This window comes from Salinarimonas rosea DSM 21201 (assembly GCF_000429045.1).
GTDB lineage: Bacteria > Pseudomonadota > Alphaproteobacteria > Rhizobiales > Beijerinckiaceae > Salinarimonas > Salinarimonas rosea.
The window spans coordinates 41653-55619 of record NZ_AUBC01000028.1 but is presented as its reverse complement, the minus strand read 5'-3'; the positions used below and the strand labels follow the sequence as shown (position 1 = coordinate 55619).

At 70.7% G+C, this 13967-nt stretch carries 11 protein-coding genes, 1 tRNA gene and 1 rRNA gene; 4 read left to right on the top strand and 9 right to left on the bottom strand.

Annotated features, from left to right (window positions below):
* The first annotated feature begins 91 nt into the window (after window positions 1-91).
* Both rrf and G407_RS0118485 read left to right on the top strand, forming a co-directional pair.
* Window positions 92-207: ribosomal RNA gene (gene rrf / locus G407_RS0118490) — 5S ribosomal RNA — on the top strand.
* Between the two features lie 114 nt (window positions 208-321).
* Window positions 322-398, top strand: a tRNA-Met gene (locus tag G407_RS0118485).
* Between the two features lie 416 nt (window positions 399-814).
* On the opposite strand, the gene G407_RS0118480 is transcribed toward G407_RS0118485, so the two are convergent.
* The 6 genes from G407_RS0118480 to G407_RS0118455 all read right to left on the bottom strand — a co-directional run bounded on the left by G407_RS0118480 (window position 815) and on the right by G407_RS0118455 (window position 7622).
* The gene (locus G407_RS0118480; RefSeq protein WP_029032024.1) at window positions 815-2143 is read right to left on the bottom strand and encodes a TRAP transporter large permease; all 1329 of its coding nucleotides are present in this window, start codon (window positions 2141-2143) and stop codon (window positions 815-817) included.
* On the bottom strand, window positions 2140-2709 hold the full coding sequence (locus G407_RS0118475; RefSeq protein ID WP_029032023.1) for a TRAP transporter small permease subunit: 570 nt from the start codon (window positions 2707-2709) through the stop codon (window positions 2140-2142). The genes G407_RS0118480 and G407_RS0118475 overlap by 4 nt, the downstream gene beginning before the upstream one ends.
* 85 nt (window positions 2710-2794) lie before the next feature.
* Window positions 2795-3850 carry a C4-dicarboxylate TRAP transporter substrate-binding protein gene (locus G407_RS0118470; protein WP_029032022.1) on the bottom strand — a complete coding sequence of 352 codons (1056 nt, stop codon included), beginning with the start codon at window positions 3848-3850 and terminating at the stop codon, window positions 2795-2797.
* 45 nt (window positions 3851-3895) lie between these two features.
* Complete coding sequence (locus tag G407_RS0118465; RefSeq protein WP_029032021.1) at window positions 3896-6277, bottom strand: xanthine dehydrogenase family protein molybdopterin-binding subunit; 2382 nt, start codon at window positions 6275-6277, stop codon at window positions 3896-3898.
* Window positions 6274-6792, bottom strand: coding sequence for a (2Fe-2S)-binding protein (locus tag G407_RS0118460; protein ID WP_029032020.1), 519 nt, complete (start codon window positions 6790-6792; stop codon window positions 6274-6276). Before G407_RS0118460 ends, G407_RS0118465 begins: the two co-directional genes overlap by 4 nt.
* Window positions 6789-7622 carry an FAD binding domain-containing protein gene (locus tag G407_RS0118455; RefSeq protein WP_029032019.1) on the bottom strand — a complete coding sequence of 278 codons (834 nt, stop codon included), beginning with the start codon at window positions 7620-7622 and terminating at the stop codon, window positions 6789-6791. The genes G407_RS0118460 and G407_RS0118455 overlap by 4 nt, the downstream gene beginning before the upstream one ends.
* Before the next feature lie 128 nt (window positions 7623-7750).
* Here G407_RS0118455 and G407_RS28575 point away from each other — a divergent pair, with 128 nt between their 5' ends.
* Together G407_RS28575 and G407_RS0118445 are read left to right on the top strand one after the other, a co-directional pair.
* Window positions 7751-8401, top strand: a complete 651-nt coding sequence (locus G407_RS28575; RefSeq protein WP_043540150.1) for a TetR/AcrR family transcriptional regulator — start codon at window positions 7751-7753, stop codon at window positions 8399-8401.
* 707 nt (window positions 8402-9108) lie between these two features.
* Entirely contained in the window at window positions 9109-10815 is a 1707-nt protein-coding gene (locus tag G407_RS0118445; protein WP_029032018.1) for a methyl-accepting chemotaxis protein, read from the top strand.
* Window positions 10816-10920: 105 nt separating this feature from the next.
* On the opposite strand, the gene G407_RS0118440 is transcribed toward G407_RS0118445, so the two are convergent.
* Genes G407_RS0118440 through G407_RS28570 form a run of 3 tightly spaced genes read right to left on the bottom strand, consistent with a single transcriptional unit; the run spans window position 10921 to window position 13921 of the window.
* The gene (locus G407_RS0118440; RefSeq protein WP_029032017.1) at window positions 10921-12042 is read right to left on the bottom strand and encodes a C4-dicarboxylate TRAP transporter substrate-binding protein; all 1122 of its coding nucleotides are present in this window, start codon (window positions 12040-12042) and stop codon (window positions 10921-10923) included.
* A 41-nt stretch (window positions 12043-12083) separates the two neighbouring features.
* Window positions 12084-13397 carry a TRAP transporter large permease gene (locus G407_RS0118435; RefSeq protein ID WP_029032016.1) on the bottom strand — a complete coding sequence of 438 codons (1314 nt, stop codon included), beginning with the start codon at window positions 13395-13397 and terminating at the stop codon, window positions 12084-12086.
* Complete coding sequence (locus tag G407_RS28570) at window positions 13397-13921, bottom strand: TRAP transporter small permease subunit (protein WP_052341553.1); 525 nt, start codon at window positions 13919-13921, stop codon at window positions 13397-13399. The genes G407_RS0118435 and G407_RS28570 overlap by 1 nt, the downstream gene beginning before the upstream one ends.
* Window positions 13922-13967: the final 46 nt, after the last annotated feature.

Below are 13967 nucleotides of genomic sequence, written 5' to 3'. Positions count from 1 at the left end.
CCAACGGGTCCCGCAAAGACCCCGCGCACGGACACGAGCAACGTCGCAACGAGACCAGAAACACCTGTGCGCGCAATCTGTCCTTCGCCGGCCCGGTGACCGGAGCGAGGAGCACAAAACCCGATCCCATCTCGAACTCGGCCGTTAAACTCCTCAGCGCCGATGGTACTGTGGCTCAAGCCCCGGGAGAGTAGGTCGTCGCCGGGCCTGCAAAGGACAGATCACGCGCACACACCCATGCCGAACCCATCCTCCTCACGACGCCTCCCCGCGCCGGCCCCGACATGTTCGGGGCCGTTCGCATTGGAGGCGACACCCTTCCGCGGGGTGGAGCAGCCCGGTAGCTCGTCAGGCTCATAACCTGAAGGTCGCAGGTTCAAATCCTGCCCCCGCAACCAAGTCCACCGACACGAAGCCCCAGCGGTCCCCCGCTGGGGTTTTTTGCGTTCGGGCCCTGCTCTGCCCCGCCGTCGCGCCCGGGGTCGGGACCCGCGCCAGGTCGCCGCGGAGCGTCGGTGCGACCCCATCCTTCCTGTCTCTGGAGCCCACAACGATCGTCTCGGCGACGGGGCGGACCGGCTCCGTCGCCGCGTCGCGCCGAGCGCCGTCGTCGCGCCGCGTCCCGGCGGCCGTCAGGCGCTCGCCAAGCAGGACCAGCACGGACGGGGCCGCGCGTGCCGGATCGCGACGCGCACCGTCTTCCGCCGGGCCCCGCCGCGGCACTCCCGTCTTCCTCGGCCGGTTCATGTCCTCCCCGGTCGACGCGGCCCGGTCCCCCGCTCGCGGGTCGACGGCGCGGTCGGGGGCGCGCCCGTCAGAGGAACAGCGTCGCCGTCACCGGGAACAGCGCGACCAGGACGAGCACGAGCAGCATCACGCCGACGAAGGGCAGGGTCGCGGAGAAGACCTGCTCGATGGTGACGTCCGGATCGGCGAGCGTGCTGTGGACGGTGAAGACGGAGATGCCGAAGGGCGGCGTCAGGAGACCGATCTCCACCGCGATCACCGTCACGATGCCGAAATGGCTGAGGTCGAATCCCATGCTCGTCGCGATCGGGGCGGCGATGGGGACCATGATCAGCAGGATCGACGTGCTGTCGAGGATCATCCCCATCAGCAGGATGATCGCCGCGTACAGGAACAGGAAGCCGTAGGGCCCGAAGCCCGAGCGGGTGACGAGATCGGCGATCGCGTCCGGCAGCCCGGCGATCGAGAGCATGCGCGAATAGAAGCTGGCGGCGATGAGCAGCAGCAGGATCGAGACGGAGATGACGCCCGTCTGCTTCATCACCTGCCAGAGCTTGTGGCGGTCGAGCGAGCGACGCGCGATCGCGACGACCAGCGCTCCGAAGGCGCCGACACCGCCGGCCTCCGTCGGCGTGAAATAGCCGGTGTAGAGGCCGCCGAGCACGAGCACGACCAGAGCCACGATCGGCGTGAGCTTGGCGATCATCGTGCCGACCGTCATGGAGGGCCCGCCCGTGTCCAGCCGCCGCTCGCGACTGCCGGCCGGATCGCTCATCACGAAACGCGGGAACACGGCGGCGGTGAGGATCAGCAAGACGACGAAGCCGCCCGCCAGCATCAGGCCGGGGATGATGCCCGCGATGAACATGCCCCCGATCGAGACCTCGGCCAGCACGCCGTAGATGATCAAGAGGAGGCTCGGCGGGATCAGCATGCCGAGCACCGAGGAGCCCGCGACCGTTCCCGCCGCGAACGAGGCCCGATAGCCGTGCCGGGTCATCTCCGGGACGGCGACGCGCGTGAACACGGCGGCGGAGGCGATCGAGACGCCGGTGACGGCGGCGAAGACCGTGTTCGCCGCGACCGTCGCGACGCCGAGCCCGCCGACCAGCCGCCGCAGCAGCACCTCGGCCACCTCGAACGTGTCGCGGCCGACATTCGAGACGCTGACCAGCAGGCCCATCAGGACGAACAGCGGGATCGTGGCGAAGAGGTAGTCGGCGATGCCGCTGTAGGCCGTCAGCTCCAGCATCCGGAACGCCAGACCCAGGTTGTCGCGGATGATCCAGATCCCGGCGAAGGCCACGGCGAGCAGCGCGTACGCGATCTGCAGGCCGAGCAGGACGAGGGCGACCAGGAGCCCGATCAGGAGGAAGCCGATGGCGAGCGTGGTCATTCCCGGGCTCCGAGCTTGCGCAGCTCGTCCTGAGCGACGTAGAGCGCGCAGAGCGATGCCAGGGCGGCGCCCGCGACGGTGATGAGACGGAACGGCCAGGTGGGGATGGTGAAGACCCCCTGCACGCCGAAGAACTCGGCCGTCGCCCAGGCGGAGGCGAGCTTCGGCCACGATGCCCAGACGATCAGCGCGAAGACCACCGCGCCGGCGAGCGCGAACAGCGCCTCGACGAGGCAGAGCGCGCGGGGCGAGGCGCGCTCGAGGCGACGCAGGAGGAAATCCGCGCGGGTGAGGCGCCGTTGCAGGATCGCGGCTGCGACCCGCAGGAAGACGATGGCGACGACCGATCGCGCGGCGATCTCCGCCACGCCGGTGATCGGCGCGTCGAGGAAGTTGCGCCCGACCACGTCGGCGACGATCAGCAGCATCAGCGCGCCGATCCAGGCGGTGCCGATCGAGGACAGGATCGCCGCCACGGTCGCCAGGACCGACCCGACGGGGGCGTCCGCCAGGCGCGGGATGTACGCGTCGTCGGCTCCGCTCGTGCTCTCGTCGCTCGTGCTCATGCCTTCGCCCCCTCGGCGCGGCGCCCGTCCGGGCCGGACCCGGGCGGGCGCGATGCTCGGCGACCCCGTCGGCCGGGACGGCCGGTCAGAGGCCTTCGTCCCAGTTCCGCAGCGGCGTGGCGCCGCGCTCACGCAGCGCGTCGAAATACGCCTTCAGCACCACGCGGCCGGACTCGCCCGTCTGCTCGAGCCAGGGCTCGATGATGTTGGGCAGGCCGTTCACCCAGGCCGCCTTCTCCTCCTCCGGCAGCTCGTGGATGGTCAGGCCCGCCGCCTGCATCTCGTCGAGGGCGCGTGCGGCGAGGTCGGCGACGTAGTCGCCGTGGGCGACGGAGGTCGCCGCGGCCGCCTCGCGGAACGCCTCCTGCACCGGTCCGGGCAGGCCGTCGAAGAAGTCCTTGTTGGCGGCGATGCCGCCGAAATACATCGAGCCGATGCCCACGCGCGTGAGCTCGGGGGCGACCTCGTAGACGCGGGTCGGCAGGATGCCGGAGGCGAACGAGAGCGTGCCCTCGGTCACGCCGGTCTGGATGTTGGTGTAGTAGGTGGTCAGCGCCCCGTCGACGGGGGTCGCGCCGGTCTCGCGGAGCCAGTTGGCGGAGGTGCCGGGCGCGTTCAGCTTGCGGTTCTGCAGGTCGGCGAGCGTCTCGACCGGGAACGTGGCGTAGATGTCGTAGCTGTCGGTGATCAGCGAGGACAGGTGGACCATGCCGTTCTGGGCCCAGCTGTCCTTCAGCTCGGGCAGGTTCTCGGAGAGGTCATCGAAGATCTCGATGATCATCCGGTGGTCCTCGGTGGCGAACGGCGTGAAGTAGGTCACGTTCTGGAGCGGCATGTTGGCGCCCTCCCAGACCGTGCCGACCATGCCGACGTCCACGATCCCGTCCATCACCGCCTCGCGCGTGTCGGTGAACTTGTAGAGGGTCCCGCCGTAGCTCTCGACCCAGGCGATCTCGTACGCGCCGGCCGCGCCGAGGATCCGGTTCACCTCGGGCTGGAAGGTGTTCTTCATCGCGTAGACCCAGATGTTGTTCTCCGGGTGCGACGAGCCGATGTTGACGGTGATGCGCTCCTGCGCGGTGGCCGCGCCGGCGGCCGTCAGGGCCAGGGCCGTGGCCCCGGCGATGGTGACGATCTTCATCTTGCTCCTCCCGTGTCGGGTCCTCGTGCCGGGACCTCGTTGCTGTCAGTCCTCGATCGCCCCGAGCGCACGCAGGATGCGCTCGGGCGTGAACGGCATTTCGGTGACCTGCGCCCCGAGCGGGCGCAGCGCGTCGTTGATGGCGTTCATCACGGCCGCGGGCGCGCCCGCGGTTCCCGCCTCGCCGGCACCCTTGGCGCCGAGCAGGCTCTCCTTCGTGGGCGTCTCCACGTGGCCGACGATCATGTCCGGCGTCTCGGCCGCCATCGGCACGAGGTAGTCGGCCATCGACCCGTTCAGGAGCTGGCCCTCCTCGTCGTAGTGGATCTCCTCGTAGAGCGCCCCGCCGAGCCCCTGGACGATGCCGCCGCGGATCTGCTCGTCGACGAGCTGCGGGTTGACGATCCGCCCGCAATCCTCGACGCACCAGTGCTTCAGGAGCGTCACCACCCCGGTCTCGACGTCGACCTCGAGGTAGGAGGCCTGCACGCCGTTGGTGAAGGCGAACGGGTACTCGGACGTGATGAAGTGGCGCGTCTGCACCAGCTCGCGCGGCAGGCCCTTCGGCAGCGTGTCGCCGCGGAAGTAGACGATGCGGCCGAGCTCCGCGAGCGAGAGGCGCTCCTCTCCGGTGTCCGGATCGACCACGGCCCCGGCGCGGATGTCGAGCCGGCCCGGCTCGCTCTGGAGCATGGCGGCCGCGACCTCGAGGATCGAGTCCCGCAGCGCCCGCGCCGCCTGCAGGGCCGCCTCGCCGCCGATGCCCGCGCCGCGCGAGGCCCAGGTGCCGCCGCCGTAGGGCGTCACCTGCGTGTCGCCGGTGACGACGCGCACCTCGGACGGGCTCACGCCGACGCCCTCGGCGACGATCTGGGCGAGCATCGCCTCGGTGCCCTGCCCCTGCTCGGTGACGCCGGAGAGGGCGACGACCGAGCCGTCGGGATCCATGCGCACGGTGCAGCCGTCCTGCGCCGAGATGCGCGCCCCGCCGATCCCGTACATGAAGGGCGATGGGTTGGTCAGCTCGATGAAGCTCGCGATCCCGATGCCGCGATGGACGCCGCGCTTGCGCGCCGCCGCCTGGTCCGCCCGGAGCGCGTCGTAGTCCATCAGCGCGACGAGCTTGTCGAGCGAGGCGTGGTGGGACAGGCCCTCGAAGCGCATCTTCGCCGGCGAGGTCGCGGGGTAGGCGTCGTCGGCGTAGAGGTTGCGCCGCCGGATCTCGACCGGGTCCATGCCGAGCTCGGCGGCGGCCATGTCGACGAGGCCCTCGGTGATCGCCACGGCGATCGGGTGGCCCACCGCACGGTACTGGCATGTCGGCGTCTTGTTCTGGAAGACGACCGTGGTGCGGGCGCGGTAGTTCGCGAAGTCGTAGGGGCCGCCGCAGAGGTTGACGACCTGGTTGCCTTCGATGGCGGAGGTGCGCGGGTAGACCGAATAGGGGCCGATCGCGGTCCAGTCGTCCACGTCGAACGCCAGGATCCGGCCGGCCTCGTCCACGGCGAGACGCGCGTCGACGATGTGGTCGCGGGCGTGGATGTCCGTGGTGAAGCTCTCGAGCCGGTCGGCCACGAACTTCACCGGCCGGCCCATGATCTTGGCGATGGCGGCGGTCGCGACCTCGTCCGGGTAGACGTGCACCTTGATGCCGTAGGATCCGCCGACGTCGCCGCAGATCACCCGCACGCGGCTCTCGGGCAGGGCGAGGTGCTTGGCGAGGACCGTCTGCATCATGTGCGGCGCCTGCGTCGCGTGCCAGGCGACGAGCTGTCCCTCGGCCGGGTTCCAGTCGACGAGGATCGAGCGCGGCTCCAGCGTGACTCCGGTATGGCGCGCGGTGCGGAAGCGGGCGGAGACGACCGCGTGGGCGCCGGCGAAGGCGCCCTCGACGTCGCCCTCGTCGTGCAGGCGGCGGAAGGCGAGGTTGTCGCCGAGATCGGGGTGGATGACCGGCGTCGTCTCGTCGAGCGCGCTCATCATGTCGGTGACGACGGGGAGCGCCTCGTAGGCGACCTCCACGAGGGAGGCGGCCTCCTCCGCCGCGGCGCGGGTCGTGGCCAGCACCGCCGCCACCGGCTCGCCGACCCAGGTGGCGCGATCGGTCGCGAGCGCGTGCTGCGGCGGCGACTTCAGCCCCTTGAGATGCGCGAGCACCGCGACCCAGGGGGTGCAGACCTCGGCGATGTCCGCGCCGGTGAAGACGCGCAGCACGCCCTTCACCGCCTTCGCGGCGGCGGCGTCGATCCCGCCGATCCGGGCGTGGGCGTAGGGCGAGCGCACGAAGGCCACGTGCGCCATGCGCGGCAGGGTGATGTCGTCCACGAAGCGCCCACGGCCCTGCACCAGCCGCGGCGCGTTGGGGCGCGGGACCGTCTTGCCGATATAGGAATTCGGCCGGTCGGGATTGCCGAACGCGATGGTCATGCTCCTCCCCCGCCTTCCTGGGCGGCCGCGCCGGCGCGCGCCATCGCCACCGCCTCGACCGCGTCGACGATGGCCTCGTAGCCGGTGCAGCGGCAGTAGTTCCCGGACAGGTGCTCGCGGATCTCCCCGCGCGACGGCGCGCCGCCGCGGGCGAGAAGCTCCTGCGCGGCGACCAGCATGCCGGGCGTGCAGAAGCCGCATTGCAGCGCGTTGCGGGCGACGAAGGCCGCCTGCAGGTCGGCGATCTCGCCGGTATCGGTCAGGCCCTCGACGGTCCAGACCTCGGCACCGTCGGCCTGGGCGGCGAGCATCAGGCAGCCGCGCACGGCGTCGCCGTCGACGCGGATCGTGCAGGCCCCGCAGACGCCGTGCTCGCAGCTCGCATGCGCGCCGGTGAGGCCGAGCTCGAGCCGCAGGAAGTCGATCAGGTGCTGGCCGGCCGGGACGCGCGCCTCGACGGGCTCGCCGTTGACGGTCAGCGCGACGTCGATGCGATCGCGGACGATCTCGGTCATCGGGTCCCTCCCTCGATGCGCGCCACGGCGCGGCGCAGCAGCACGCCCGCCAGATGCCGGCGGTAGGCTCCGCTCGCCTGCGTGTCCGACGGCGGGTCGATCTCCGCCTTCAGCGCGGAGATGGCCGCCTCGGTGTCGCCGCCGTCGAGGGCGGCCATGGCGGCCGTCGCCAGCATCGGCTTCGGCCCGGTGGAGAAGAGCGCGAGGCGGTGGCGACCGGCGCGGCGCACGAGGCACAAGCCCGCGAGCGCGTAGTCGCCGGAGCGGCGGGCGACCTCCTGGATCACCTGCACCTCGCCGGGCGCGGCCTTCGGCACGGAGATCGCGGTGAGGATCTCGCCTTCGGCGAGCGCGGTCTCGAACGTGTCGCGGAAGAACGCCTCGACGGGAATGTCGCGCGGGCCGTCGAGGCCCTCGACACGCATCACGGCCCCGAGCGCGAGGGCGCAGGCAGGAAACTCGGCGGCGGGGTCGGCATGCGCGATCGCGCCGCCGATCGTGCCGCGGTTGCGGATCGCCGCGTGCGCGATATGGCCGACGGCCTCGGCGAGGAGGGGGGCATGCGCCCGCACCAGCGGATCGCGGCCGATCTCGGCATGGCGCGTGAGCGCGCCGATGCGCAGCGTCCCGCCGTCGTCCGCCACGCCGCGGCAGTCGGCGAGCGCGGAGATGTCCACCAGGATGTCGCCGGTCGTCAGGCGCATGTTCAACGCCGCGACCAGGCTCTGCCCGCCGGCGAGCACGCGGCCCATGCCGTCGGCGCTCGACAGGAGCTCCAGCGCATGCCGCAGGTCGCGTGCGCGGGCATAGCCGCCCACAGCAGCCTTCATCCGTCTCCTCCCTCTCGGTCCCCGTCTCCGCGGGCGGCTAATTGAGCGTTTGCTCAATCCCGTGATCCGGATCATGTATGGATCCGGGCGCTTTGCAAGTGGAATGTTTCCAGGGGAGGCGATCGCGTATGAAGTCGGGAGAGCGTGCCGAGTCCGCGGGCGACGGCCGGCCGAGCGCGTCCGCACGGCGACGGCTGCCGGCGGAGGAGCGGCGCCGGCAGATCGTGGACGGGGCGGTGGCCTTCTTCGCGGAGGTCGGCATCGAGGGGAACACGCGCGACCTCGCGCGGCGGCTGGGGATCACGCAGCCCTTGCTGTTCAACTATTTCGCGACGAAGGACGATCTCGTCGAGGCGGTCTACGAGGCCGTGTATCTCGACCGGCTGGCCCCGGATTGGCCGAGGCGCCTGACCGATCGCTCGGTCCCGCTGCGGACGCGCATCCTGGCCTTCTACACGGAGTACAGCACGCTGATCTTCCAGCACGAGTGGATGCGCATCTTCATGTTTTCCGGCCTCGCCGGGGCGGAGCTCAACCGGCGTTACCTGCGCCACCTCGCCGACGTGATCCTGCGCCCGCTCCTCGCCGAGATCGCCGCCGAGGCGCGCGGCGACGCGGCGCCGGCCATGGAGGATCTCTGGAACCTGCACGGCGGCATCGTCTACATCGGGATACGCCAGCACATCTACCGGATGCCCTGCCCCGCCGACCCGGCGGAGGCGATCACGCGCGCGGTCGACCGCTTCCTGCTGGCGTTCGGTATCGACACGGAAGCCTGACGGCGGGCGAGGCGCCCGGTCCGGCCGGGCGCAGATGCGCCCGTGCTCGGGCCCGATCCGTCGCGTGCGCAGAGGCGCGGGCCGCCTTGCAAGAGTTCGGATACGCGTTCCCGATCCGGCCTGGGCAAGCAGAAGACGTATCGCGCCCGCGATCTTCGGTGGCGCGGCGCGAACGCGACGCGCGCACTCCCCTGAACCGCGGTTGCGGCGGACGAGCCGCGCCTGGACGATTACGGTAAATGTCCACGACCCTTCCGCGTGGAAAATGATGGTAGATCGTCCGGGCGGCCTCGCTCGCATTACTCCATGCACCAGGGTATTTACTTGTCTTTAACAAACGAGAACGAAGATCGGTTCTGCAGAGCTCCTGCGAGGGTCATCGAAAAAGGGGTAGTACGACCAGAGTCGAGGCCGGTCGAGATTCGTTTGTTCTTAGAACGATAGCCGGCGTTTCGATTCGGAGCCTGTAAACGGTCGTGTTCCGAAGTCTTCTACCGTCGCTCCGGCGATCGTTGCTCTACGGAGAGAGATAACCCTGTCGGTCCTCGACGGCAGCGAAGAGGCCGAAGCCGCCGATCCGATGCCTGCCCCCTCCAGAGCACGCACCGGCGCAGTCGTGATCCGCGGACGCGCCCCGCCCGGCGGGGCGAACCGAACCAGCCACCCGACACAACCACCGAGCCGATCCCGTTCCAGGGAGGGACAACTTGAACCCGCTTTCGCACTTTCGGATCATGACCAAGGTCCTCGCCATCGTCGTCGTCCTGGCCGCGACGGCGGCCATGGTCGGCTTCGTTGGCATCACGTCGCTGCAGTCGCTGAGCCGTGCGGCCGAGTCGATGCAGCAGGCCGCGAGCAACGCGCTGACGATGTCGCGGATGAACATCAACGTCGTTCAGATGAACGGGGCGGAGTTCCAGGTGGCCGCGGACCCGCGCCCCGAGACCGTGCGTGAAGCCCGCGCGGCCGTCGAGGAGCACCGGCGGACGTTCCTCCAGCGGCTTTCGGAGATCGCGGAGGTCAGCCCGCAGGCCGACCAGGAGCGGCTCCGGGAGATCGAAGGGCTCTGGTCCGCCTACGAAGCGGAGCTCGAGGAGACGTTCTCGTTCGCCTCGGCGGTGAGGTCGTTCGAGGTCTCGGACGAGATGGAGGCCCTGCGCGCCTCGGCGGTCGCGAGCTTCGAGGCGGCCGAACGGCTGCGCGTCGCGGTCCGGGATTACGCCACCGAGCTCGACACGCGTGTCCGGCGGACCTCCGAGAGCGCGACCGACGAGTACGAGGCATCGTCCTCGCTCATGATCGGCGCGGGCGTCGCGGGCGTCTCGCTCGGGCTCCTGTTCGGCTTCTTCGTCGGCCAGGTCGGGATCGCGAAGCCGATCAGGACGATCGTCGACGTGCTCCAGAGGCTCGCCGCGGGCGAGTTCACCACCCAGGTCTCGGGCCTCGAGCGGAAGGACGAGATCGGCGCCGTCGCGAGGACCGCCCTGGTGTTCAAGGAGAACGGCCTGGAGCGCGTGCGGCTCGAGGAGGAGCAGGCGAAAGCCGAGGAGCGGAGCGAAGCCCAGAAGCGGGCCGCCATGCGCAAGCTCGCCGACGACTTCGAGGCGACCATCGGCGGCGTCGTCTCTGCCGTCTCGTCGGCCTCGACCCAGCTGCAGGCCGCGGCGCAGACCCTCACCGCGACCGCCGACGAGACCTCGACCCAGTCGCTCACCGTCGCCTCGGCCTCGGAGCAGGCGTCCGCGAACGTGCAGACCGTCGCGACCGCTGCCGAGGAGCTCTCCGCCTCGATCCGCGAGATCGGCGGGCAGGTGAACAGCTCCGCGAGCATCGCCTCGCGCGCCATGCGCGACGCCGACCAGATCGCGGCCAAGGTGAAGGCGCTGAGCAGCGCCGCGCAGCAGATCGGCGAGGTGATCGAGCTGATCAGCACCATCGCCGGCCAGACGAACCTGCTGGCGCTCAACGCGACCATCGAGGCGGCCCGCGCGGGCGAGGCCGGCAAGGGGTTCGCCGTCGTCGCGCAGGAGGTGAAGAACCTGGCCGACCAGACTGCCAAGGCGACGCAGCAGATCGCGGGACAGATCGGCGCGGTTCAGACCTCGACCGCCGATGCCGTGGGCGGCATCGGCGGCATCGCCGACGTGATCCGCGAGCTGAACGGGATCGCCGGCGCGATCGCCGCCGCCGTCGAGGAGCAGGGCGCGGCCACGCAGGAGATCGCCCGCAACGTCCAGCAGGCGTCGCAGGGCACGTCGGAAGTGTCCGCGAACATCGGCGGCGTCAATGTCGCGGTCGCGGCGTCCGGGGCGGCCTGCGCGCAGGTCCTCTCCTCGGCCACCGATCTGTCCCGCCAGTCGAAGAAGCTGAGCGACGAGGTGGCGACGTTCCTCGGCGGCGTCAGGGCAGCCTGACGGACGAACGCGGCGGAGCGCGAGGGTGCGCTCCGCCCGTGCGGCGGCCCGGCCGCCCTCCGCTCGGGGCGGCGGGCGGCTTCCGCGACGGCCGGCGAGGCCCGGTCAGAGACCGTAGCGGCTCGCGTCGACCCGATCGTAGATCTCGGTGCGGGCCAAGGCGGCGAGCGCCTCGACGTCGGTGCGGTCGACCTCGGCGAGAAGCGCGTCCCACTTGTCGATCGTCGCCTTGAAGTCGGCGATGATCGCCTGCGGATCCTCGACGCCGCGCTCCTGCGCGATCGCGACGAGGGCCGCCTCGTCCTGCGCGACGAACTCGGCGAAGGCCTGCTCGAGCGCCGCATCCGGCTCGTAGACCGTCATGCCGGCCTCCTTCGCCGCGGCAACCGCGGCCTCGACATCGGCATCGAAGGCGACGCGGTGCTGGGCGAGGTAGTAGGCCATCTCGTCCAGGAGAACGCGCCGCTCCTCGTCCGAAAGCCCCTCCCAGAAGCTCGGATTGTAGCCCCAGAGGAAGCCGGCGTAGTAGTTTCCGATCTCCAGCGTGTTCATCGACGTCACGACGTCCTTCAGGCTGAAGCTGTCGAGCGCGTCGGCGGCGGCGACGGCGCAGTCGAGGGAGCCCGTGTCGAGCCCGGTATACATCTCGCTGGACGGGATCGAGACCGGCACCGCGCCGACGTGCTCCGCGAAGCGCGACCAGGCGCCGCCGGCCATGCGCAGCCGCTTGCCGCGGACGTCCTCCAGGGTCTCGACCTTGGTGTTGCACATCATGAAATACTGGGAGGTGGAATAGCCGCCGCCGAAGACGACGCCGTTCTCCTCCCATTCCGCCTGGATGCGGGGATCGGTGAGGCCGAATTCCGTCGAGGCGAAGGCCATGACCATCGGATCGGTGTTGTAGAACGCCATGTCGCCGACGAGGTTGGCGATGGGCAGCTCGGCGGGCGTGTAGGTGCCGGCGTGGTAGGTGACCTGGGCGATGCCGTCGCGCACGCCCTGCAGCGCGGAGGCCGGCGGCAGCAGCGAGCCGCCGCTGAAGACGCGCAGGTCGACCGAGCCGTCGGTGCGCTCGCGGACGCGCTCCGCGAACTCGACATAGGGTCCGCGCACCATCGAATGGCGCTCGGCGAAGAAGTGGTTGGCGTTGGCCTGGGCCAGCGCCGACGTGCTCGTGGCGCAGACGAGGGCGGCGGCGACGAGCGCCGCGCGGGGCGTGCTGTTCATGGCGATCTTCCTCCAGTGGGCGGTTCTTCTCGGGCCCGGTCTCACCCGCGCATCAGCGTCGGCAGGGCGAGGGTGAGGCCGGGCACGAGGATGAGGAGCACGAGGGTCACGAGGTCCATGGCGAGGAACCAGGTCGTGCCGCGCAGGATCTCGCCGAGGCGGACCTTCCCGGAGAGCGCGGAGTGCATGACGTAGAGGTTGAGCCCGACGGGCGGGGTCACCAGCCCGATCTCGAGCAGCTTGATCACGATGATGCCGAACCAGATCAGGTCGACGTTCGCGGCCTCGAGCACGGGCAGCAGCACCGGGAGCGTCAGCAGCATCAGGCCGATCGAGTCGATCACCATGCCGAGCACGATGAACAGCAAGGCGATCATGGCGATGACGACGAGCGGCTCCGTCGAGACCGAGAGCATGGCGTCGGCGAGCTGATCGGGGACGCCCGACAGCCCCATGAAGCGCGTGAACATGATCGCGCCGATCGACAGGAAGAAGATCGAGGCCGTGGCGACCACCGTCTGCCGCACCGCCGTCCCCAGCGCGGCCCGCGTCAGCTGCCCGCGCAGCGCCGCGATGGCGCAGGCGAGGAACGCGCCCACAGCGCCCGCCTCGGTCGGCGTGAAGAATCCCCCGAAGATGCCGCCGAGCACGCCCACGATGAGGAGCGGGAACGGCCAGACGGCGAGGACGAGCCGGCCGAGCTCCCCCGGGGCGACGCGGCCGGTGGCCCGGGCCGGTGCGAGGCTCGGGTCGACGATGGCGCGCACCGTGATCATCGCCATGTAGATCAGCGCCGAGAGGATCCCGGGCACGATGCCCGCGATGAAGAGCTGCCCGATCGACTGCTCCGTGAAGATCCCGTAGAGCACCATCAGGATCGAGGGCGGGATCAGGGAGCCGAGCGTTCCCGAGGCCGTGACGACCCCCGTCGCGAGCGAGGGGCGGTAGCCGGCGCGCAGCATCTCCGGCACGGCGATGCGGGACATCGCCGCCGTCGTCGCGATGCTCGAGCCCGAGGCGGCCGCGAAGAGGCCGCACGCGGCCACGCTCGCAGAGGCGAGCCCGCCGGGGACGCGGCGCAGCAGGAGGCGCATGAGGTCGAAGGCGCCGGCGGTGAGCCCGGTGTTGGCGGCGACGAAACCCATCAGGAGGAACATCGGGATCGCCGTGAGCGACCAGTCGCCGATGAAGGTGAAGGGCAGCGCGCTCACGATCCCGAGCGCCGCCACGTGGTTCGTCATGACCGTGATGCCCCCGATCGAGACCACGGCGAGGGCCGCGCCGATGGGGACGCGCAGGGCGAGCAGGGCGAAGAGCGCGGCGATGCCGATCCAGCCCACGGCGAGCGCGCTCATCACGCGACGTCCTTCGGCGTGTCCGCGTCGGCGATCGCCTCGCCCCGCGCGACGAGCACGATCCGCAGCAGCGCCGCGGCCGTGGCGAGGCCGAATCCGACGGGCAGCATCAGCCGTGCGGGCCAGACGACGACCTCGCGGGCGCCCATCACCACCTCGCCGACGCGCCAGGCGCGCACGGCGTCGAGGCCGGTCCGATAGGTCATGATCGCGAGGACGCCCGCGGTCACGAGGCAGGCGAATGCGAGCACGGCCCGGCGCGCCGGGGCGGGCAGGCGGCGGAAGAGCAGGTCGACGCTGATCTGCTCGTCCGTGCGCTCGACGAAGGCGAGCGGCAGCATCACGATCGCGACCATGTAGTAGTAGGACGAGATCTCGATCGTGCCCTGGATCGGCGCGCGGAAGAGGTTCTTCAGGACGACGTCGAGAGTGACGTGCAGCATCATCAGGACGAGCGCCGCGCCGCCGACGAAGGTCAGGGCGCGGAGCAGGCCGTCGAATGCGCGTCGCGTGAGGCTCGCCACTCCCGTTCTCCCTGGTTGCGTGCGATGGCCGGTCGGCGCTCGTCCG